We start from the raw sequence: 21,074 nt of genomic DNA, 5'->3' as shown, positions 1-21,074 counted from the left end.
CTCTGCCCGGGGCGGCCGCCCGCGGCTGTTCGCGCGCCGCCGGATCAGTCCGCCGGATCAGTCCGCCGGGCGGACCGACACCGCGCGGGTGCCCGCGGTCAGCCCGTCGAGCACCACATACCCCTCCTCGGCCGCGGCGTCGTACGCCTTGGCCTTCTTCCCGTTCCAGGCCAGCTTGCCGTCCACCCGCACGCTGACCGCCTTCCCGTCGGTGGGCACCGCGACGCTGCCCCGGGTGCCGCCCGGCACCCGCAGCGTCAGCGCGAACGCGCCCTGGCCGGGGTGGCGCCAGTCCACGCCCAACGGTCCGTGCGGGGTGGGCAGTTGGCCGCGCGCCCAGGCCACCGAGCCGGGCCGGGGCCGTACCGACCAGGTGGTGAAGCCCGGAGCGGTCGGCCGGGCGCCGAGCAGTTCGTTGGTGAGCGCCGGGACGACGCCGGTGGACCAGCCGTGCGCCATGCTCGTGTAGGCGCCCTCGTACAGCGAGCCGTCCGGGCCGATGCCCTCCCAGTTGGTGATGCCCGGGTCGTGGCGGTCCATCCAGCCGTAGGTGCGGCGGATCTGGTCCAGCGCGGAGTCCGCGCGGCCGGTGCGGAAGCGCGCGACCAGCTCCGGGTAGGAGGTGAAGGCGTAGACCCGCTGCGAGGCGCCGTCGAAGATCGTGTCGTTGTCCATGAAGGCGTTGCCGTAGGGCAGCACCGTGGTGGCGTCCAGGTGGGCCAGCGCGGAGGCGGCGCGGCTCGCGCCGGCGACCCCGGCGGTGATCGCGATGGCGTTGCCGTCCTGGGCGTGCCGGGCCGGGCCGGTGGCGGAGTCCAGGTAGGCGCCGGCGGCCGCGTCCCACAGGTGGGCGTTGACCGCGTTGGCGACGGTGGCCGCGCGGGCCGTCCAGCGCGCCGCGTCGGCGGAGTTGCCGAGCCAGCCGGCGAGCGAGGCGGCGTCGTTGAGCGCCTGGACGTAGTTGGCGTTGTAGTACGTGATCTGCCCGGAGCGGCCGAGGAAGGCGTAGTCGCCGTACCCGGACGTGCCGTTGAGGCCCTTGCTGAGCAGCCCGTCCCCGTCGGTCACCGACGGGTACCAGGAGTCGAGCACCTTCGTCAGGTGCGGGTAGTAGCCGGTGGCGTAGCCGCGGTCGCCGGTGTGCAGGACGTAGTCCCAGCTGCAAGTGACCCACCACAGCGGGTAGTCGAAGAGCGGGAGGGTGTAGCCGTTGATCGACGCGGGCGGAATCCAGCCGTCGGAGCGCTGGTGGTCGGCGAGGTCGGCGAGCACGTTGCGGGCGGCCTCGGCCGCGTCGTCGTGGGTGAGGTACAGCGTGCGGGCGGAGACCGCGAGGTCCCCGACGTACGGGTCCCGGTCGCGCTTGGCGCCGTCCTGGAGGACCAACTTGCCGTCCAGGGACGGGCTGTCGGCGCCGCGCGGGTCGATGTCGTCGGACCGGAAGGTGTCGGTGACCAGCTCGTTGGTGTACGCGGCCCCGTACCAGTAGCGGTTGAGGTCGTCGTCGGAGCTGAGGAACCAGCCGCTGTACGACTCGGGCGTGCCCAGGTAGGCGGTGAACTCCAGCCACACCTCGTCGATGGACACCTCGCCCCACGGCTGGGCGGCCGGGGCGTCGGAGGCGAGGGCGTCCAGGCTGATCTGGAGGTAGCGGAAGCCGTGCAGGCCGTCGGCGTAGACCTGGTCGCCGCTCTGGTAGCCCTTGGTGTCCTTCCAGTCCGTGCCGCCGGCCGGTACCGCGACCTGGTCGGTGCCTTGGGAGGCCACCCCGGACTGGTCGGCCCGGGTGAAGTCGCTGCGCTCGGTGAGGTATTCGACGGTCTCGGAGAACGCCAGCCGCACGCCGGGGAAGTTGTCCGACGCGGAGCTGAACCTGATGTGCGGGTAGCCCACGACGACCTTGCCGAAGTCGACCACGACGCGGGGGACATCGTTGTCAGGCAGCAGGCCGGGATAGACCTCGTTGATCCGGGTGAATTCGCCCTGGGGCGTGCTCTGGTCGGCGGTGACGCTGATCCGCACCTGGGTGGTGGATACGGTGGCGGCGAAGGGCACGGCCCGCTGGACCTGGGTGTTGCCGCTGACGGTGGCGGCCGGCTGCCAGGCGGCGCCGTCCCACGTCTCCACGGTGAAGTCGCTCGGTACGCCGTCGGCGTTGGAGAGCAGGGTGATGCCCGGCAGCGACAGGGGTGCGGTCGTGGTGACCGTGAGGGTGTCCGGATACGCCGCGAGGGTGTCGTCGTTCCAGAAGGTGCCCGGGTCGCCGTCGATCGCGTTGGCCGCGTCATAGGTGCGCGGCTGGCCGTCGTCGCCGTTGTTGGGGGCGTGGGCGGAGGAGGCGGTGGCGGTGGTGCCGTCCGGCCAGTGCGGCGGCTTCGGCGGCTGCGGGCGGCTCAGCTTGGTGCTGCCGCCGCCGGGCGCGAGCAGTGCGTCGGGGTCGGTGACGGCGCCGCTGCTGCGCAGGATGCCCACCGGGCGGACGGTGCGGTCGGTGGGGCCCTGGAGGTAGCGGTGCCAGTCGGCTTCGGGGCTTTGGGGCGCCGCCGGGCCTGGCGTGCTGCCGGTGCGGGCGGGGTCGGGGTCGGCGGCGGCGGTTCCGGCGGCGCCGAAGGTGAGCCCGGCGGCTGCGAGGGCGGCGCCGCCGAGTCCGGCTCTCATCACGGTGCGGCGCTGGGGTCCGCGGGGGCGGGGTTCGCCGGCGGGGGAGTGGGGCATGGGGCGGCTCCAGACGGGGGTTGGTCATATGAAACGATTCAATGACGGAGTGCGGCTTGAGGCTACAAGCGGGTGCGGACGGCGTCCAGATCTCGCGCGGTGCCGAATCGGGTGCGGGTGGGTGCTTCGTCCGTGTGACCCGGCTGCGGATCGCCGACGCCGACGGCCTGCGGCTCACGGCGTTCGCCACCAGCACCGCCGAAATGCCGATCGCCGTACTGGAACTGCGGCACCGCCAACGCGCCACGGCCGAGGGCCGCATCCTCGACGGCATCGCGGGCTCCACCACCAACACCTACGGCGACACGGCCAGTCGGTGCCGGTGACCGTGCCCGCCGGGCTGACGGCCGACGTCGTCTCCGGCGGCACCGCCCCCGCCTCCTGCGCCGGCCTGACCGTGCCCACCTACACGATCCCGGGCTACTAGCCGGCCGCGGTGCGGCCTTCGCTTCCTGCTACGCCGGCAGGCGCGGGACGCTGTCCAGCAGCCGGCGGGTGTAGGGGTGGGCGGGGTCGCCCAGCACCTGGCCGGTGTCGCCCTGTTCGACGACACGGCCCCGTTCGAGGACCACGGTGTGCTCGCAGAGGGACGCGACGACGGACAGGTCGTGGGAGACCATCACGATCGTCAGGTCGTACTCCTCCTTCAGTTCGGCGAGGAGGTCGACGACCTTGACGCGGGTGGTGACGTCGAGCGCGCTGACCGGTTCGTCGGCGAGCAGGACGCGCGGGTCGCAGACCACGGCCCGCGCGATCGCGATGCGCTGGCGCTGGCCGCCGGAGAACTCGTGCGGGTAGCGGCTCGCGGCATCCGCGGGCAGCCCGACCCGTTCGAGGGCGGCGGCGACCTTGGGGGCGGCGGTGCTCCGGCTGTCGATGCCGAGGGAGCGCAGCGGTTCGGCGACGATCGCGGCGACGCGGCGCCGGGGGTCGAGGGAGGAGTAGGGGTCCTGGAAGACCACCTGGACGCTGCGGCGGAAGCGGCGCAGCTGCTGCCGGTCGCGCGCGGTGAAGGGGTCGCCGTCGAAGCGGACGGTGCCCGCGGTGGGCCGCAGTAGCCCCGACAGGAGCCGCAGCAGGGTCGTCTTGCCGGCGCCGGACTCGCCGACGAGGGCGAGGGAGCGGCCGGGTTGGACGGCGAAGGAGACGTCCCGGACCACGTCGGCGGCGCCTCCCCGGTAGCGCACTGCCACGTCGTCGAGTTCCAGAAGCGGCGTCCCCGGCCGCTCCGCCGTCTTCGCGTGGGCCCGGGCCGGGGTCATCGTGCGCTCCTTCGGTCCAGCGCGTCCTGCAACTTCCGTGCGCCCGCGATGAGTTCCCGGGTGTACTGCGCGCGGGGCGCGGTGACGACGTCGAGCACGGCGCCCTCCTCGACGGCGCGGCCGTCCTTGAGGACGAGGGCGCGGTCGGTGATGCGGGAGACCACGGCGAGGTCGTGGCTGACGAACAGGACGGCCATGTCGCGTTCCCGGACGAGGGTGTCGAGGAGGTCGAGCATCTCGGCCTGCACGGACACGTCGAGCGCGGTGGTGGGCTCGTCGGCGATGAGCAGGCTCGGTTCGCAGGCCAGTGCCATGGCGAGGGCGACGCGCTGGCGCTGGCCGCCGGAGATCTCGTGCGGGAAGGCGCGCGCGATGCGCCGGGGTTCGGGCAGCCGGACGCGGTCGAGCCCTTCGAGCACGGCGGCGCGCAGGGCGGCGCCCTTCAGGCCGGTGCGGCGACCGAGCGGACCGGCGATCTGGCGGCCCAGCCGCATCAGCGGGTCCAGGGCGGTCAGCGGTTCCTGGAAGACGACGGCCGCGTCCTTGCCGCGTACGGCGTTGAGGCGCCTTTCGGGGGCGCCGACGATCTGGGTGCCGGCGAGCTCCACGCTGCCGGAGGCGGTCATGCCCTCGGGCAGCAGACCGAGGACGGCGAGCGTGGTCAGCGACTTGCCGGAGCCGGACTCGCCGATCAGGCCGAGCCGCCCGCCCCGGTCGACGGAGAAGGTCAGGCCGTCGACGAGGGTACGTCCCGCGGCGGTGCGGATGGTCAGGTCGCGTACGTCGAGGAGGGTCATGCGCGCCTCCCGCGGCTGGCCGGGTCGAGGGTGTCGCGCAGCCCGTCGGCGACGAGGTTGACGCCCACGACGAGCACGACGAGCAGGATGCCGGGGGCGAGCGCGCCCGCGGGGGCCGTGGTGAAGGTGGCCTGGGCCTCCTGGAGCATCCGCCCCCACGAGGCGTTGGGCGGGGGAGCGCCGAGGCCGAGGTAGGACAGTCCGGCTTCGGCGAGGACCGCGAGGCCGAACTGGAGGGCGAGGTTCACCACGAGGGTGGGCCAGATGTTCGGCAGGACGTGCCCGAGCACCGTACGCGGCCAGGAGGTGCCGGAGGTCCGTGCCGCGGTGATGTAGTCCTGGGTGAGGACCCGCTTGACCAGGATGCGGACCAGCCGGGCGACCACGGCGCTCTGCGCGAGGCCGATGGCGATGATCGCGGAGCTGAGGGTGGCGGAGCGGGCGGTGACGACGAGCATCGCCAGCAGCAGCGTCGGGAACGCGATGAGGATGTCGAGGAACGCGGCGAGCGTGTCGTCGAGCCAGCCCTGGGCGAACGCGGCGAGCACCCCGAGGGTGACGCCGATGAGCGCGGCGATGGCCACCGAGCCGAGTCCGGCCTCGACGGCGATACGGGAGCCGGTCATCAGCTGGGTGAACAGGTCGCGGCCGAGCTTGTCGGTGCCCAGCAGATGCCCGCCGCCGGGCCCGGCGAGCCGTCCGCCGGAGGTGTCGTCGGTGGCGTAGGGCGTCCAGAACGCGGAGACCAGGGCGAGCAGCACGATCAGGCCGGTCAGGGTCACACCGGACACCAGGGTGGCAGAGCGGCGGCGCCGCCCGGCGGGGACGGGCTCGACCTCCTCGGTGAGCAGGTCGGGGGCGGCGGTCATCGGGCACCTCCGGAGAGCCGTCCGCGTAGCCGTGGGTCGATGAGCCGCTGCACCAGGTCGGCGGCGAAGCCGATCAGCAGCACGGCGAGGGTGGAGACGAACAGGACGCCCTGGATGACCGGGTAGTCGTGCTCCGAGATGCCGGTGGCGAGCAGGGAGCCGAGGCCGGGCAGCGCGTAGACCGACTCGACGACGACGGCGCCCAGCAGGGTGGAGGCCAGTTCGATGCCGAGGACGGAGATCACCGGCACGGAGGCGCTGCGCAGCCCGTGGCGCCACATCGCGCCGGCGAAGGACTCGCCGAGGGCCCGCGCGGTGCGCAGGTGGTCGCTGCCGAGGACGTCGAGGACGGCGGAGCGGACGTAGCGGGTCAGGGAGGCGCTCATCACCAGGGCGATGGTGATCACCGGCAGGACGAGTGAGCGGACGGCGTCGCCCGGCGCGGACCAGCCGTCCGGGGGGAACCCGCCGGCGGGCAGCCAGCGCGCGTTGAGCGCGAACACCGAGATGAGGATCATGCCGAGCCAGAACACCGGGACGGCGATGCCCAGTTGGGATATCCCGCTGAGCAGTGCGCCGTACCAGCGGTGGCGTTTGTGGGCGGCGACGAAGCCGACGGGCACCGCGATGACGACGGCCAGCACGAACGCGGCCAGCGTCAGCGGCAGCGTGACGTCCAGGCGGGAGGTGACCTCGGGGCGGACCGGCAGCGAGCTGACGAAGGACGTGCCGAGGTCGCCGCGGGCCAGCTGCCCGATCCAGTGGGTGAACTGTCCGAGCAGCGGCCGGTCGGAGCCGATGGAGTGGCGGGCCGCGGCGATCTGCTCCGGGCTGGCGCCCACCGAGGTGAGCGCGTTGGCCGGGTCGCCGGGCAGCAGGCGCAGCAGGACGAACAGCACCACGCTCGCCAGCGCCAGCGACACCAGCAGGAACGCCAGGCGGCGCAGCAGGTAGCGCCCCATCAGCCCTTCTTGATGGCGTAGGCGTAGAACTGGGAGTTGAGGCCGTTGAGCGGGTAGCCGGACACCTTGGTGCTGGCCACGACGATCTGCGGGTAGAGGTAGAGCCAGTCGCTGGCCGCGTCCTTCGCCGTCTGCTCGTTGACCTTCTTCAGCAGCGCGGTTTGCTCGCCGGTGGTGGAGGCTTCCTCGGCCTCCTTGACCCACGCGGTGACCTGCTTGTTGTCGTAGCCCCAGTAGAAGTCCGGGTTGCCGTACCAGGTCAGGTCGCGGTCGTTGACGTGCTCCTGGAGGGTGGCGGTGAAGTCGTGGTTCTTGTAGACCTTCGTGTACCACTCGTCGGGCGTGATCGTGTTGATCTTGACGGTGATGCCGACCTTGGCCAGTTGCGACTTGACGAAGGTCGCGACGGTGGGGTGCGGGTCGTAGTTGGGTGTGTCGAGGGTGAAGCTGAAGCCCTTGGCGTAGCCGGCGGCGGCGAGGAGCTTCTTGGCGTCGGCGACGTTGTAGGCGTTGACGCCGGTGAGGTCCTCGTACCAGGGGTCGGTGGGCGGCACCATCGAGCCGATGAGCTTGCCGTAGCCGCCCCAGATGGATTCCAGGAGCTTCTTGTCGTCGATGGCCTCGGAGACGGCCTTGCGGACCTTGACGTCGGTGAAGGGCTTCGCCTTGTCGTTGAAGGCCAGGAGCAGCTTGGTGGTGGAGTTGCCGTCGTTGACCTTGTAGTTCTGGTTGCTCTTGAACTGGTCGAGGGCGTCGGGGGACTGCTCGCTGGTGACCACGTCCACGGCGTTGGTCAGCAGGGCGTTGTTGAGGGCGGTGGCGTCCTTGAAGTAGTGGAAGACGACCTGCGCGTTGGTGGCCGGGGTGCCCCAGTAGCCGGCGAACCGCTTCAGGCTCAGTGCGGAGCCGCGGGTCCACTTGCCGAGCTCGTACGGGCCGGTGCCGTCCTCGGTCGTCTTCAGGTTCTTCGCCTGGGAGTCGATGATCCAGACGTAGGAGAGGTTGTAGACGAAGGAGATCGACTTCTGCGACAGCGTGACCTTGACGGTGTGCGCGTCGGGGGTGGCGATGTCCTTGACGACTTCGAGGTTGCTCTTGCGGGCGGACTGCGAGTCGTCGGCGAGGACCTTGCGCAGGCTGTACTTGACGTCGGCGCTGGTGAGTTCCCTGCCGCTGTGGAACTTCACGCCGTCGCGCAGGGTGAAGGTGTAGGTGAGGCCGTCGGCGCTCTTGGTGTAGCTCCTGGCGAGGAGGTTCTCGACCTTGCCGTCGTCGGTGAGCTTGAACAGGCCCTCGTAGACGTTGCCGTTGAGGGCCTCGGTGACGCCCTGGCCGCCGCCCGCGGTGTTGTCGAGGTTCTGCGGTTCGTACAGGGAGCCGATGTTGACGGTGGCGTCCTTGTTCCAGCCGCCGGACGAGGAGGCGCTGCTGCCACCGGAGCCGCCGCAGGCGGTGAGGGTGATCCCGAGGACGGCGGAGGCGGCGACGGCGTAGCGGGCGGTCTTGTGGATTCTCATGGTGTCCAGAGCGCTTTCGTGCGGAAGGTGCGAGGGGTGCTGCGGAGGGGGTCGATCAGTGCTGTGCGGCGAAGCCGTCGCGGAAGACAGGGTGCTTCTCGCCGGCGTGGACCGGCAGGTGGAAGCGGTTCTGCCGCGGCGGCATCGGACAGTTGTACTGATCGGAGAATCCGCAGGGCGGCACGAAGGCCCGGTTGAAGTCGAGGACGACACGGCTGTCGTCGTCGGTGCGCTGGACGAACAGGAAGCGGCCCGCGCCGTAGGTGGTGTCCCCGTTGGTGGGGTCGCCGAAGACGAGCAGGAGGGTGCCGTCGTCATCGAAGGCGCTGAGGGTGTAGGCGCGGCCGTCCACGGTGAGCGTGATGTCGCCGGGGACGACCAGGTCGCGGGTGCCGCCGTTGTCGCGCAGGTGCTCGAAGGCGACGCGGCGGGCGCCGGGGACGGGCGTGTAGTCGGCTTCCAGGACCCAGGAGGGGTGGTACGGGAAGGTCGCGATGCCCTCGAAGTGCGCGATGGCCGGCGAGTCCGCGTCCCACAGGCGCAGGCCGTGCTCGGGGGCGCCGGTGACCAGGTCGGTGCGGCTGAGGGTGGTGACCGTCACCGTGTCGGGAAGTCCCGCGCGGACGGCGTCGGCGTCCGCCTCCTCACCGGCGGGCAGCCAGCGGGTCTCGACGAGGGCGAGGTTCCCGGTGGGCGCGGTGAGGGCGCGAACGCGCTCGGCACGCCAGGTGTTCCACTGCTCCTCGGGGCCGGCGGAGGGCGAGGGCGAGGCGGGGAGCTGGGACACGGCGTACTCATTCGGCTAGAGGGTGGTGAACGTGACGCCCGTCACAGACCGTGAGGGAATGGCCAAAGCAAATACTTTATCGGCCATAAGGTCTCCTAATGTCAAACCGTCGTCTCGCCATGCGGAACAACCTGTCTCACCGCCGGGCGTGCGCCCGCCGCCGGGGCCGGAAACCGTGGTCGAGCAGAAGGGGTCGGGCCTCCGGTCCGGGGCCCGTGCCCGTCGATCGGTCAGACGGCTTCGGGTTCCATGGCGAAGTACCCACCGCCGACCGCGGTGGTCCTGGCACGGCAGGAGCGCGGTCTTGCCGCGCGGACCGGAGGGCCCGCAACCGTCTGCTGCCGGTCAGGAGGCGTGCGGTGCGGGTGCGGCGAGGTGGTGGGTGAACCAGGCGCGGATGCGGTGGAGGGCGTCGAGCTGGTGGGCGCGTTCGGTGAGGCCGTGCCCCTCGCGGGGGTAGACGGCGAACTCGTGCGGGACGCCGAAGTGGCGCAGGGCGCGGTGGAAGGAGAGCGACTGCCCCAGCGGCACGTTGGTGTCGTCCTGGCCGTGGAGGATGAGGACGGGAGTGCGGACGCGGGCGGCGAAGCTGATCGGGCTGTGCGCGTCGTGGCGGTGCGGCCCCGGGCCCTCCCAGCCGCGGCTGCCGCTGAGCGCGCCCTCCAAGGCGCCTTCCTCGCCGATCGCGGCCTGCATGCCCCAGTCGCTGATCCCGGCGCCCATCATGGCGGCCCCGAACCGGTCGGTCTGCCCGACGGCCCAGGCCGCCATGAACCCGCCGTGGCTCCACCCGCCGATCCCCAGCCGGCCCGGGTCCGCGATGCCCGCCTCCACCAGCAGGTCGATCCCGGCCAGGATGTCCGTGAACTCCTCCGCGCCCAGCCGGCCCGCGACGGCCGCCGCGAACGCGTGGCCGTGACCCTGGCCGCCGCGCGGGTTGGGCAGGAACACGGCGAGGCCGGCCGCCGCGAGCCACTGGCCCGGATCGAACCAGCCGCTGGTCAGCTCGTCGGCCCAGCGGTGGTATGGGCCGCCGTGCACGAAGGCGACCAGCGGGAACGGGCCGTCCCCGCGCGTCCGGCCGGGCGGCAGGATCAGCAGGCCGTCGAGCCCGAGCCCGTCACCGGCCCGGTAGGACAGGCGCTCCTGGGTGCCCCAGGCGATCCGGCGCATCTCGGGCCTGGTGTCCGTGAGCCGGGTCAACGGTCCCCGCGCTGCCCCGGCGAAGACGTCCATGGGGTGCGGCGCGGTGCTGACCAGCGCGGCGACGGGCCCGAGGCCGCGTACCGCGCCGCTGCTGGGATCGACCAGGTGCAGTTCGGCGGTGAAGACGCCCGGATCGGTCTCGGGTTGGGCCCAGCTGAGGACGGCGAGGGGTCCGCCGTCCGGCCGTTGGGACACGTCGACCACATGCCGGTCGCCCAGCCCGTCCACGGTCCGCAGCGTGCGCGTGCCGAGGTCGAGCAGCCGGAGCCGGGCACTCGGGCCGCGCCCCCACAGGATCGGGTCGCCCGCGCTGTCCTCCCCGGCCCCGCCCGGCTCGTCCAGCGCCGATACGGCGACGGTGGCGCCGTCGGCCGACGGCCAGTGGTCCACGATGCCGCCCGGGCGGTCGGTCAGCGGTCGCGGGGCGCCCACCGCCGTACCGTTCACCGGCACCTGGTGCAGCTGGCCGCCCGAACGGAAGACCAGCGAGGCCGAGTCCGGGCCCCAGTACGGGCGTTCGCAGGCCGTGAACCCGGCAACGACCGGCGCGGGAGGAGCGGAACCGTCGCTCGGGCCCACCCACAACCTGCTCGTACGCCCGCCGTCCGCGTCGAACGCCTCCACGCAGTACGCGACCAGGCGCCCGTCCGGCGAGACCGCCGGGGAGTGCGGCACGGCGCCGTCCACCAGCAACTCGGCGCGCAGAGGCGGAACGGCGGTCAATGCTGCGGCCCGTTCCCCATGTGGTCCTCCAGCAGGGTGCGGAGGAACGCCAGCGACTCCGCCGGCAGGAGCGCGGTGTCGCGCAGCGCGTCGAACGCGACCCGCAGCGCCTCGAGGTCTTCCGGGTCGTCGGTGAGGTGGCCGCTCCAACTGCCCTGCGTGTACGCCACGGTGGACCCGTCGCGCAGGGAGATCAGCTCCAGCGAGCCGCGCAGGTGGTGCGGACCGGCCGCGAACGGTACGACGTGCAGCGCGATCCCCGGCCACTGCGCGGCCTCGATCAGGTGCTCCAGCTGGGCCGTCCACGTCTGCGGGTCCCGCGCCTTGCGCCGCAGCGCCGCCTCGTCGATCAACGCCCGGTAATACACCGGCTCCGGCCCGGCCAATGCGGTTTGGCGCTCCAACCGCTCCGCGACTTCGGCCGCCACCTGCTCCTCCGCCACCTGCGCCCACTCCAACTGCTCTCGCGCATACGCCCCGATCTGGAGCAGGTCGGGAATCGCGTGGCCGGCGTACTCACGGATACGGGCCGCGTTCACCTCGAACGGCGCCGGACTCCGCACCAACTGGTCCTGCGTCTCCCGCTTCGCCAGGCGCCACAGCCGCTCCAGCAGGTCCCCGGTCCCGTACACCTTGTCCAGCATCCGGGCCACCTCCAGCGTGCCCAGGCGCTGCCCGCGCTCCAACCGGTGCAGATACGACTGCTCGTACATGCACAACGCGCCCAACTGCATGTAGCTCATCCCCGCTTTCTCGCGCAGCGCGCCGAGCTGACGTGCGTACAACGCCCGCGCCGAATGCGGGTCCGAGGCGATCACTGCCTCGTTGACCCCGACCCTGTCGGACATACGATTTCCCTTTCCCCCGGCCACCCATTACGGCTGACGCGTAGTTGTGCGTAGCGGAAATTCCGTGGCGCTTTCGAATTCGCCGGAATCCGTCCGACGAGAAAGCCCCCGCGGCTAACTGGCCCCGGTGCGTGCGGTATTGTGACACCGCTTGCACGTGCACGGCGGCAACGCCCCACGCGTGTAGTCCGGAACTCTTCCGGGGGCAACGTTGTAGCGCTTCCGGTGCTTGGCAAGCGTCATATCGATGCCCCGTTCCTTTCCTTGGCGGATCACCACCGGGAAGGCCAGCGTGGCCCAGAGTCCGGGCGTGTTCAACTTGCGGAATTTGGATGAGGAGTTGACGTAGCCGTTGAACCGCAAAGATCTGGAGCCCGACAGTTCTCCGGCCGCGGCATTCGGCGAGCGTCTGCGCAGGCTGCGGGATGCGCGGGGGTGGACGCAGGATGAGCTGGGCGAGCGCACGGGTTGCTCCGGCTCGCACGTTTCGGCAGTGGAAACTGGTCGCCGGTCTCCAACTCAGCGGTTTGCGGCAAGTGCTGACCGGGCGTTTGGCACCGGTGAGCAGCTACAGCGTGAGTGTCGAGCGGTCCGGCACACGGCACTCATCGAAGGCTTCCCGGAGTATGTAACCCATGAGGCGAGAGCGGCCGAGATCCGGCTGTACGAGGTCGGTGTCATACCCGGTCTCCTTCAGACGGCCGACTATGCCGCCGTGCTGGAAGCGGACGCGGTGCGGAGAGAGGCGATCACTCCCGAGCAGGCGGACGAGCGAGTTGCCCTCGTTGCGAGACGGCAGGCGGGCCTCGCACGGTCGCCGTCGCCGTTGATCATCGTGGTGCTGGACGAAGGGTGTATCCACCGGCCGATGGGAACCCCGTCCATCATGGACGCCCAGCTGGAACGCCTTGTCGAGTTCGCGGACCTGCCCAACACCGTGCTGCAAGTGGCCCCGTTCACCATGGGGGAGCGTCGGCCGTTCAGTCTGCCCGTCACTGTGCTCACGATGCCGGACCGCTCGCTCATGTTGTACGCCGAATCGGCATACAGGGGACATCTTGTGCGCGAAAGCACGTTAGCGGTGCCCATGCTGACGGCCTACCATCAGCTACAGACAGAAGCGCTGTCACAGGCGGAGTCTGTCGCCTTGATCAATCAGTTGCGAAAGGGCACCCCGTGACGACCCAAACTCCGCGTTGGTTCAAGTCTTCTTACAGCGGCAACGGCGGCCAGTGCGTTGAGGTCGCGGCCAACCTCGTCGCCTCGCGCGGCGTGGTCCCCGTCCGTGACTCCAAGGACCCGTCCGGCCCGGTGCTGGACTTCCCGTCGGCCTCGTTCGCTTCCTTCATTGCCGGTGTGAAGTCGGGCGAGTTCGGCACCGTCTGACACGGGTAGGTATGTCCTGTGCCGCCGTTGGAGGCGGCACAGGCAGCCAACCGCGAAAGGGCACCCCGTGACGACCGAAACTCCGCGTTGGTTCAAGTCCTCCTACAGCAACAACGGCGGCGCATGCGTCGAGGTGGCCGCCAACCTCGTTGCCTCGTGCGGCGTGGTCCCCGTGCGTGACTCCAAGGACCCGTCCGGCCCGGTGCTGGACTTCCCGTCGGCCGCGTTCGCTTCCTTCATTGCAGGCGTGAAGGCAGGGGAGTTCGGCACCGTCAGGCGGCGCGGCTGAGGTCCTTGCCGTACCAGATCTCCACGTACGGCCCCGTGCAGTAAGCCGGAATCTCGCGGTAGCCGTGGCGGACGTACAGCCCGCGGGCCTCGACCAGGTCGAGGCGGGTGTTGAGGACCGTACGGGAGGCGCCGAGCAGCCGTGCCTCGTTCTCCAGCAGCTCCAGCAGGAGGTCGGCGCCCTTCCTGCCGCGGAAGGCGGGGGCCAGGTAGATGCGCGTGAGCTCGGCGCGCTCCGTGTCCAGCATCAGCAGTCCGCCGCACGCGGCCGCCTCGCCGTCGAAGCGGCCCACGACGAACTGCCCGGTGGGCGGGGTGAGCAGTTCCGCGCCGTCGTCCGCCAAGCCCTGGTCGACCTCCGCGGAGGTGGCGGGCCGTTTCCAGTAGCGGCTGGCGACCTCGTCGTAGTAGTCCCGCCGCAGGCGAGTCGCGTCCGCGGTGCCGACGGCCTCGGGGGCCAGCTGCCATGAGCTCATACGACTTCTATAACCGCCACGTGCTTCCCCCTCCAACCGATTTGACGGCCTACCATCGACTCCAGGCCGACGCGCGGTCGTAGGCGGCGTCGGTGGCCGTGCTCAACCGGTTGCGAAAGGGCACCCCATGACGACCGAGTCCCCCCGCTGGTTCACGCCCTCCTACAGCAGCAACGGCGGCGCCTGTGTCGAGGTCGCGGCGAACCTCGTCGCCTCGCGCGGCATCGTCCCGGTCCGCGACTCCAAGGACCCGTCCGGCCCCGTGCTGGACTTCCCGGCCGACGCGTTCGCGTCATTCGTCGCGGCCGTGAAATCCGGCGAGTTCCCGCTCGCCTGACCGCCCACCCCCCGCACCATGGCACGCGACGGCAGCGCGCAGCACCGCATCGGCGGTCCGGCGATGGCCCGGCTGGAGTGGTTGCTCGACGGTCTCGCCGGTCGGGCGGACTGGGGGAAGGACGCGGCCGAGGTCCTGGCCCCGGCTTTCACGGCTCGGGTGGCGCCGGACGTCTTCGTCGAACGGTTCCGCGGCCGCGCGGCCACGCACGCCCCTTTGACCGTCGTCGCGTTGGAGGGCGGTGCCACCACCGCCCGGGCGCGCGTGCGGCGGCACGCCGACGGGACGGCGGGCCCTTCCGTCGATGTCGTCACCTGCACGATCGAGCCCGACGAGCCGCACCGCATCGTCGCGGCGTACACCACCGCCCTGGTACCCGACCATGTGACGCCGCGGCTCCCGGCGGACTTCTCCCGCTATCCGCTGGACCGGGCGCCGGGGGCTCGGCTGATCGTGTTCTCGGGGGTGCCGGGGGTCGGCAAGAGCACGCTGGCCGACGCCGTCGGGGCGCGCCTGGGCGTTCCGGTGTTCGCGGTGCACTGCGTGTGCTCCGATCCGGTCGTCCACCGGGCCCGGCTGGAAGGGCGCACGCGCGGCATCCCCGGGTGGCACGATGCCGGGCTCTGGCCGAACGTCGAGCAGCGCATGGCGCGCTTTCCGCCCTGGCCCGAGGGCACGCTGACCGTCGACACCACGGGGCGCACGAGGAGAACGTGGCCGCCGTGCTCGCCCGGTTGGCGTAACGCCGGCGGCGGGACCGGACTGCCGCGGACACGCCCCAGGGCACCCTGCCACCGCCCCTGAGCCGAGGTCGTGGTCGGCTCGACTTGCATCTGACACTGATGTGAGGTTCTAGCGTAGTGGGTGTCGGCGTTCGCCGGCAGTTATCGCGGCGATCTTGAGCAGCGGCCCGCCGCGGCCGTGTGGAAAGGCAGAACATCATGCGTGCAGCCCGCTATCACGAGTACGGCGGCGTGGACACCCTCGTGGTCGAGGAGGTGCCGGCCCCGCATCCCGGGCCGGGCGAGATCCGTATCCGCGTCGCGGCAGCCGGCGTCAACCCGGTGGACTGGAAACTGCACTCGGGTGCGGTGCGCGAGGTGTTCCCCCTGGACCTGCCCGCGATTCCCGGGCGTGAGGCCGCAGGCGTGGTCGACGAGATCGGTGCGGGCGTGGAGGGGGTGGCCGTCGGCGACCGCGTCTTCGGGCTGGGCGGCCTCACGGGCACGACGGCGGAGCTGGCCGTGCTCTCGGCCTGGACCCTCGCGCCCATCTCGTGGAGCGACGAGCAGGCCGCAGGTGCCGCACTGGCGTCCGTGACCGCGCTCGGCGGGCTGAACGCGCTCGGTCCCCTGTCGGGCCGGACCCTGCTCATCGAGGGTGCCGCCGGTGGCGTGGGCAGTGCCGCGGTCGAGATCGCGGTGGCCCGGGGAGCGAAGGTGATCGGGACGGCCAGTGAGCGCAACCACGAGTTCCTCACCTCCCTGGGAGCCGTGGCGACCACCTACGGCGCCGGCCTCGCGGAGCGCCTCGCCGACCTGGCGCCCGACGGCGTCGACGTCGCGCTCGACACCGCGGGTTCCGGGTCCCTGGCCGACCTCGTCGCGATCGTCGGGGACCCCGCGCGCGTGGCCACGGTCGCCGACCACACCAACGCGCAGGGCCTGGGCGTCGTGGTGGCACACGCGACGAACGACTCCGCGCTCCTCGCCGAAGCCGCCGAACTCGGCCGCCGGGGCCGCTACGCACCGCACATCGAGCGGACCTACCCGCTCGAACAGATCGCGGAAGCGCACACCTCCTCCGAGGGCGGCCACACCCGGGGAAAGATCGTGATCCGCCTCTGACCCGGTCCACTTCCGACAGACGAGCGTGCGCGGCTACCCCAGCGGGAAGGAGGCCCGCTGCCGCCACCGCGTCCCGTCGTAAACCAGCAGGTCGACGGCCGAGACCCGGGCGACGACGGGAAGGCCGGTGCGCAGGTCGGCCTCGACCTGCTCCACGGCAGCCTCGTCCTGGCCCTGGGCGACGGTCAGATGCGGCACGGCATCCTCGAACTGCCCGCCGAACGGCGGGTGTTCCGGCCACCGCCGCACGATCGCCCCGGTGAGGCGTCTGAATCCGGTGTCCGGTTCGGGCGCGAGATACAGCACTCCGGGGAACCGGCCGCAGTGGTCGAACCGGGCCTCGAAGGACTCCTGTCGGCCGAGCACCTCGCCGATGGCGGCGCGGACACCCTCATCGATGCGGCTCGCGTCGAGAAACGGGAAGAGCACGGTGACGTGTGCGGGAACTCCGGCGCGGGCCGAGGGGTCGAGCCGGTCCCGCCACGTGCCTACCAGGGGCTCCGCCTCCGGAACCCGCACGATCAGCCCTGACTGTCCTGCCCGGGGTGCCCGGGGTCCTTGCGCCTCGTCATCCGCCATCGTGTCTGTCTATCAGCGGGGTCCGACGGGCGGCGACCCGGGGGAGGCCAGGCCGGACGGCCGGAGCCGGTCGTCCAGGGCGGCCCCGACCTCGGGGCAGTTCGACCGGATCGTGTCGAGGAAGGCGCGCAGTACCGGGGAGTGGTCGCGGGCCGCGAAGGACAGGATGAGGTCGGGCAGGCCAGTGCGCGGGGTCACCTCGCAGAACCGCACTCCCGGCCGCGGGACCGCCCTCATGCGGGACGGCCCCAGCCCGACGCCCACACCGGAGGCGGCCAGGCCGATGATCGTGTGCACGTCCCGTGCGACGGTCGCGCCGCCGAGAGCAGGGGAGTCCGCACCCAGCAGGGCGCGCAGTCCGGCGACCACCGCGGGCTCGTCCTCGCCGGCCGACACGATCAGCGGCTGCCGCCGCAACTGGTCGGCGGTGACCGCCCGTTGACCCGCGTACGGGTGCGCCGTACTGATCACGGCGATCACGTGGTCGCGTCCGACCGGGACGGACACGAGATGCTCCGCTCCGGCACCCCGGGGCGGGCCGAGGGTGAAGGCCACGTCCAACTCCCCGGCGACGAGGGCGGGGCTGCTGCGGCTGGTCGCCATCTCGTGCAGTTCCAGTCTCACGTCGGGCCGGTCGCGGCCGAACCGGCTCAGCACGCCCGGCAGCGGGTCGAGCAGCGCCGAGGCGACGAACCCCAGGCGCAGCCGCCCCGTCTCGCCGCGCGCGGCCCGGCCGGCGTCGACGGTGGCCGCCGCGATCTCGTCGAGCGCCCGGCGCGCCCGCGCGAGGAACGCCTCGCCGGCGGCGGTCGGGAACACGCCCTGGCGCGTCCGGTCGAACAGCCGGACCCCGACCTCGCGTTCCAGGTCGGCGATCTGCTTGGACAGCGGCGGCTGCGCGATGCCCAACTCGCCGGCCGCCCGGCCGAAGTGCGCGTGCTCGGCCAGAGCGACCGCGTACCGCAGGTGCCGCGCCTCCACGTCCCGCCCTCCGTTCCCTCGACCCCATTCCACTGCCGACCATACCTCGAAGGTATCGCCACGCCACTTGCCAGATCTACGAATGGATGGCGCCCCGGTTCCCGCCTGGAATGGAGCCATGAAGAACGCATCTGCGACCGACACCGCCTTCGTCCTCGTGCACGGCGCCTGGCACAGCTCCGCGCAGTGGGCGGCGACGCAGCGCGCGCTGGCCGGACCGGGCACCGCGAGCGTGGCCGTCGACCTGCCGGGGCACGGCTTCGACGCGCCCCTGCCCACCGGATACCTGCTGCCCGGCCAGCCGGGCCTGCTGACCGAGAAGTCCCCGCTCGCCGCCGTGACGATGGACGACTGCGCCGAGGCCGTACTGAACGTCCTGCGCCAGGTGCGCCACCACCGCACCGTCGTGCTCGTCGCGCACAGCGCGGGCGGCGGTCCCGCGTCCCTGGCCGCGGAGCGGGCGCCCGAGCTGGTGGATCGGATCGTGTACCTGTCCGCCTTCGTCCCTGGCGGGCGGCCGCGGTTCTTCGACTACCTGGGCGCACCCGAGAACGCCACCGCGCTGGGCCAGCACCTCAACCTCGGCGACGCCGCGGCCCTGGGTGCCGTACGGATCAACCCGCTCTCGACGGACCCCGCGTACGTCGACGAGCTGCGGCAGACCCACTACCACGACACCCCGCCGGACCGCTTCGACCGGTGGCGGACCGCGCTGAGCCCCGACCTGCCCCTGGCGATCCCGACCGCGCCGGTCACCCTGACCGCGGCACGGTGGGGGCGCATCCCACGGACGTTCCTGCGCTGCGCCGAGGACCAGGCCCTGGCACCGGCCGCGCAGGACCTGATGATCGCGGAGGCCGACCGGGCCTTCCCCGACAACCCGTTCACGGTGCGCGCCCTGCCCGGCAGCCACAGCCCGTTCGCCGCCCGGCCGAGCGAGCTCGCCGCGGCACTGGCGTCGTGAGCCGGCAGCGGTTCGTGAGCCCGCGGCGGCCCGCGGTGGTTGTCCCGTCGCTGAGCAGGGGACGGCCGGCGGCCGGTGGCGGCTCGCGGCTCGTCCTGCCGGTCGTGCTGAGCGCGACCTTCGTGCAGCTGCTCAACGTCACCATCGCGCAGATCGCGGCCCCGGCGATCCGGACCGACCTGGGCGCCGGCTCGGGCGCCGTGCAGCTGATCCTGGCCGGGTACACCCTGACCTACGCCTGCCTGCTCATCACGGCCGCGCGCCTCGGCGACCGGTACGGCTACCACCGGCTGTTCGTGCTGGGCACGATCGTCTTCATGGCCGGCTCGGTCGCCGCCGCGTGCGCTCCCGACGCCGCGACCCTCATCGCGGCCCGGCTGGTCCAGGGCGCGGGCAGCGGCCTCGTCGCCCCGCAGGTGCTGTCGATCATCCAGGTCGCCGTCCCCGCTGCCCGGCGCCCGCGGGCTCTCGGCCTGTTCGGTGCCACGATGGGACTGGCGTCGCTGGCCGGGCCGCTGATCGGCGGACTCCTCGTCGGCGCCGACCTCTTCGGCCTCGGCTGGCGTTCGGTGTTCCTGGTCACGGTGCCCGTGGCGCTCGTCTCACTCGCGGGGGCGACCGTACTGCCCCGTACGCGCGGGGCGGCCGGACAACGCGTCGACACCGCGGGCGTGTTGCTGACCACGGTGGGCTTCGGCGCGCTGGTGCTGCCGCTCGCGCTGGGCGGGCAAGTCGGCTGGCCCTGGTGGACCTGGGCCCTGCTGGCCCTGTCCGTCGCCGTGCTGGGCTGCTTCGCCCTGACGCTCCCGCACCGGCCGGACCCCCTGGTGCAGCCGTCGCTCTTCCGCGACCGCGGGGCGCGTGCGGGGGTGCTGCTGGTGTTCGTGTTCAACGCCGGGGTGCCGTCCTTCACGTATCTGCTGTCCCTGCACCTCCAGTCGGCCATCGGGTACTCCGCGCTCACCGCCGCACTGACGTCGGCGCCCTTCGCGGCCGCGGCCGTCCTGGGCAGCCGTGCCGCACCCGCCCTGGCCCGCAGGCACGGGTCGGCCGTGCTCACGGCGTCGGCGCTGGTGCTGGCCGCCACGTCCCTGGCTCTCGCGCCGCTCATCGGCACAGCGGCCGGGCGCTGGGCCGCGCTGCCGGTCCTGGCGTTCGGCGGCGCCGCGTTCGGCGCGTTCACCGCCTCGGTGTTCGCGCTGGTGCTGGCACGGGTGGACGGCTCCGCCGCCGGTTCGGTCTCCGGGCTGCTGCCCACCGCCCAGCAACTGGGCGGCTCGATCGGGGTGGCGGTGGCGGGCCTCGTCTACTTCGCCCCCGCGGCCTCCCCGGGCACCGCGTTCCACCACGCCATGATCTACGAGGCCGCCGTCTTCGCCCTCACCGCGCTGATCAGCCTCCGCATGCACCCCCGCCCCCACCCGCCCACGGAGCGGACGGACGCGGCGCGCGCCACGGCGACGTCCGGAACCCCCGGAGTGTGAGCCCGCCGACCGGGCAGGCCGACGCGGTGCAGAAGCGCGGGCCCTTGCGGTCAGAGGTGGAGCAGGGTGGTCGAGACGGTCCAGAGGTGGTGGGCGGTGGCGGGGTCGAGGGCCCATTCTTTGACGCCGTGCGGGTGTTGCGCCAGGTCGGCGTCGTTCGGCACGGTGTACGCCTCGCGGCAGTCGTCGAGGTAGTGGCCGCCGGAGTGGGCGAACTGCGGGGCGACGGCCGCGACGATGGTGGTGGCTGCGCCCTGCTCGACCGTTTTGTAGGTGAAGACCCCGGCGGCCTCGGCCGCGTCGAGGGACTCCCGCTGCCGCGCCGTGAAGTTCCGTTGCAGTCCGGTCGCGACGCCGCCGGGGTTCACCGCGTTGGCCACGATGCCGTCGGAGGCCCAGCGCCGGCTCGCCTCGACGGCGAAGAGGGAGTTCGCCGTCTTCGACTGGGCGTAGGCGATCTGCGGATCGTAGCCGCGGCGCTCGAAGTGCAGGTCGTCGAAGTCGATGCCGGCGCGCATGTGGGCCGTCGAACTGACCGCGACGATCCGTGCTCCGCCGCGGTCGGCCGCGCCCAGCGCCAGGGCGTTGTGGAGACCGGTCGCGAGGGCGAGATGGCCCAGGTGGTTCGTCGCGAACTGCAACTCCCAGCCCTCGCGGGTGCGTTCGAGGCCGCTGGTGACCACGCCCGCGTTGTTGATCAGCAGGTGGAGCGGGCCGTCCCACGCGTCGACGCAGCGTGCGACGGAGGCCCGGTCGGCGAGGTCGAGCCGGACGACCCGGGGCCGTGGCCCCTCGTTTGCGCCGCCGCTCTCCGCAGTCGATTTCGCGATCGCCTCGGCGACGGCTTCCCCCGCCGCCGTGTTCCGGACGGCGAGCGTTACTTCCGCCCCGGCAGCGGTCAGCGCGCGGGCCGTCTCGACCCCGATCCCGGACGACGCTCCTGTCACGATCGCGCGGACGCCGCCGAGGTCGATGCCCCGCACGACGTCGTCCGCGGTGCTGGTGGCGGTGAAGGGTGTGGAGAGGGGTTCGCGTGTCGTCATGGC

The 21,074-nt window shown here is 72.3% G+C and carries 22 protein-coding genes; 9 read left to right on the top strand and 13 right to left on the bottom strand.

The window, feature by feature from the left end; all coding sequences use genetic code 11:
• Positions 1–57: 57 nt before the first annotated feature.
• Complete coding sequence (locus WA788_RS28050) at positions 58–2,715, bottom strand: alpha-L-rhamnosidase-related protein (RefSeq protein ID WP_335981921.1); 2,658 nt, start codon at positions 2,713–2,715, stop codon at positions 58–60.
• Between the two features lie 56 nt (positions 2,716–2,771).
• On the opposite strand from WA788_RS28050, the gene WA788_RS28045 reads away from it, so the two are divergent.
• Positions 2,772–3,041: a hypothetical protein gene (locus tag WA788_RS28045; protein ID WP_335982031.1), complete on the top strand. Its 270-nt coding sequence runs from the start codon at positions 2,772–2,774 to the stop codon at positions 3,039–3,041.
• Positions 3,042–3,170: 129 nt separating this feature from the next.
• Here WA788_RS28045 and WA788_RS28040 read toward each other — a convergent pair whose 3' ends face one another.
• From WA788_RS28040 to WA788_RS28005, 8 genes are all read right to left on the bottom strand, one after another.
• A complete protein-coding gene (locus WA788_RS28040) occupies positions 3,171–3,977 on the bottom strand; it encodes an ABC transporter ATP-binding protein (RefSeq protein WP_335981919.1) in 807 nt (268 codons plus the stop codon).
• Positions 3,974–4,774 carry an ABC transporter ATP-binding protein gene (locus WA788_RS28035; RefSeq protein ID WP_335981917.1) on the bottom strand — a complete coding sequence of 267 codons (801 nt, stop codon included), beginning with the start codon at positions 4,772–4,774 and terminating at the stop codon, positions 3,974–3,976. The genes WA788_RS28040 and WA788_RS28035 overlap by 4 nt, the downstream gene beginning before the upstream one ends.
• Positions 4,771–5,643: an ABC transporter permease gene (locus WA788_RS28030; protein WP_335981915.1), complete on the bottom strand. Its 873-nt coding sequence runs from the start codon at positions 5,641–5,643 to the stop codon at positions 4,771–4,773. Before WA788_RS28030 ends, WA788_RS28035 begins: the two co-directional genes overlap by 4 nt.
• Entirely contained in the window at positions 5,640–6,605 is a 966-nt protein-coding gene (locus WA788_RS28025; RefSeq protein WP_335981913.1) for an ABC transporter permease, read from the bottom strand. Before WA788_RS28025 ends, WA788_RS28030 begins: the two co-directional genes overlap by 4 nt.
• The gene (locus WA788_RS28020) at positions 6,605–8,122 is read right to left on the bottom strand and encodes an ABC transporter substrate-binding protein (protein ID WP_335981911.1); all 1,518 of its coding nucleotides are present in this window, start codon (positions 8,120–8,122) and stop codon (positions 6,605–6,607) included. The genes WA788_RS28025 and WA788_RS28020 overlap by 1 nt, the downstream gene beginning before the upstream one ends.
• A gap of 55 nt (positions 8,123–8,177) precedes the next feature.
• Positions 8,178–8,909 carry a DUF1684 domain-containing protein gene (locus tag WA788_RS28015; protein ID WP_335981909.1) on the bottom strand — a complete coding sequence of 244 codons (732 nt, stop codon included), beginning with the start codon at positions 8,907–8,909 and terminating at the stop codon, positions 8,178–8,180.
• A gap of 345 nt (positions 8,910–9,254) precedes the next feature.
• Positions 9,255–10,838, bottom strand: coding sequence for a S9 family peptidase (locus tag WA788_RS28010; protein ID WP_335981908.1), 1,584 nt, complete (start codon positions 10,836–10,838; stop codon positions 9,255–9,257).
• Complete coding sequence (locus WA788_RS28005; RefSeq protein ID WP_335981907.1) at positions 10,835–11,686, bottom strand: helix-turn-helix domain-containing protein; 852 nt, start codon at positions 11,684–11,686, stop codon at positions 10,835–10,837. Before WA788_RS28005 ends, WA788_RS28010 begins: the two co-directional genes overlap by 4 nt.
• A gap of 352 nt (positions 11,687–12,038) precedes the next feature.
• Here WA788_RS28005 and WA788_RS28000 point away from each other — a divergent pair, with 352 nt between their 5' ends.
• The 3 genes from WA788_RS28000 to WA788_RS27990 all read left to right on the top strand — a co-directional run bounded on the left by WA788_RS28000 (position 12,039) and on the right by WA788_RS27990 (position 13,361).
• Positions 12,039–12,866 carry a helix-turn-helix domain-containing protein gene (locus tag WA788_RS28000; RefSeq protein ID WP_335981905.1) on the top strand — a complete coding sequence of 276 codons (828 nt, stop codon included), beginning with the start codon at positions 12,039–12,041 and terminating at the stop codon, positions 12,864–12,866.
• Entirely contained in the window at positions 12,863–13,072 is a 210-nt protein-coding gene (locus tag WA788_RS27995) for a DUF397 domain-containing protein (protein ID WP_335981904.1), read from the top strand. The genes WA788_RS28000 and WA788_RS27995 overlap by 4 nt, the downstream gene beginning before the upstream one ends.
• Positions 13,073–13,139: 67 nt before the next feature.
• The gene (locus tag WA788_RS27990; protein ID WP_335981903.1) at positions 13,140–13,361 is read left to right on the top strand and encodes a DUF397 domain-containing protein; all 222 of its coding nucleotides are present in this window, start codon (positions 13,140–13,142) and stop codon (positions 13,359–13,361) included.
• Here WA788_RS27990 and WA788_RS27985 read toward each other — a convergent pair.
• Positions 13,345–13,836: a GNAT family N-acetyltransferase gene (locus WA788_RS27985; RefSeq protein WP_335981901.1), complete on the bottom strand. Its 492-nt coding sequence runs from the start codon at positions 13,834–13,836 to the stop codon at positions 13,345–13,347. The two genes, WA788_RS27990 and WA788_RS27985, sit on opposite strands and share 17 nt — an antisense overlap.
• A 127-nt stretch (positions 13,837–13,963) precedes the next feature.
• Between WA788_RS27985 and WA788_RS27980 the strand changes: the two genes are divergently transcribed.
• The 3 genes from WA788_RS27980 to WA788_RS27970 all read left to right on the top strand — a co-directional run bounded on the left by WA788_RS27980 (position 13,964) and on the right by WA788_RS27970 (position 16,020).
• Entirely contained in the window at positions 13,964–14,173 is a 210-nt protein-coding gene (locus WA788_RS27980) for a DUF397 domain-containing protein (protein ID WP_335981899.1), read from the top strand.
• Positions 14,174–14,191: 18 nt separating this feature from the next.
• A complete protein-coding gene (locus WA788_RS27975; RefSeq protein WP_335981897.1) occupies positions 14,192–14,977 on the top strand; it encodes an AAA family ATPase in 786 nt (261 codons plus the stop codon).
• A gap of 137 nt (positions 14,978–15,114) precedes the next feature.
• Entirely contained in the window at positions 15,115–16,020 is a 906-nt protein-coding gene (locus tag WA788_RS27970; RefSeq protein WP_335981895.1) for an NADP-dependent oxidoreductase, read from the top strand.
• 33 nt (positions 16,021–16,053) lie between these two features.
• Here the strand turns inward: WA788_RS27970 and WA788_RS27965 are convergent, their stop codons facing one another.
• Both WA788_RS27965 and WA788_RS27960 read right to left on the bottom strand, forming a co-directional pair.
• On the bottom strand, positions 16,054–16,539 hold the full coding sequence (locus tag WA788_RS27965) for a 2'-5' RNA ligase family protein (RefSeq protein ID WP_335981893.1): 486 nt from the start codon (positions 16,537–16,539) through the stop codon (positions 16,054–16,056).
• 72 nt (positions 16,540–16,611) lie between these two features.
• Positions 16,612–17,580 (bottom strand): LysR family transcriptional regulator, encoded by a 969-nt coding sequence (locus WA788_RS27960; protein WP_335981892.1) that lies wholly within the window; start codon positions 17,578–17,580, stop codon positions 16,612–16,614.
• A gap of 118 nt (positions 17,581–17,698) precedes the next feature.
• Between WA788_RS27960 and WA788_RS27955 the strand changes: the two genes are divergently transcribed.
• Together WA788_RS27955 and WA788_RS27950 are read left to right on the top strand one after the other, a co-directional pair.
• Positions 17,699–18,544: an alpha/beta hydrolase gene (locus WA788_RS27955; protein ID WP_335981890.1), complete on the top strand. Its 846-nt coding sequence runs from the start codon at positions 17,699–17,701 to the stop codon at positions 18,542–18,544.
• Complete coding sequence (locus WA788_RS27950) at positions 18,541–20,028, top strand: MFS transporter (RefSeq protein ID WP_335981888.1); 1,488 nt, start codon at positions 18,541–18,543, stop codon at positions 20,026–20,028. Before WA788_RS27955 ends, WA788_RS27950 begins: the two co-directional genes overlap by 4 nt.
• 50 nt (positions 20,029–20,078) lie before the next feature.
• Here the strand turns inward: WA788_RS27950 and WA788_RS27945 are convergent, their stop codons facing one another.
• Positions 20,079–21,071, bottom strand: a complete 993-nt coding sequence (locus WA788_RS27945; RefSeq protein ID WP_335981886.1) for an SDR family NAD(P)-dependent oxidoreductase — start codon at positions 21,069–21,071, stop codon at positions 20,079–20,081.
• Positions 21,072–21,074 lie beyond the last annotated feature (3 nt).

The organism is Streptomyces sp. CA2R106, from assembly GCF_037034245.1.
Classification (GTDB): Bacteria; Actinomycetota; Actinomycetes; order Streptomycetales; family Streptomycetaceae; genus Actinacidiphila.
This window is presented reverse-complemented; position numbering and strand designations above follow the sequence as displayed.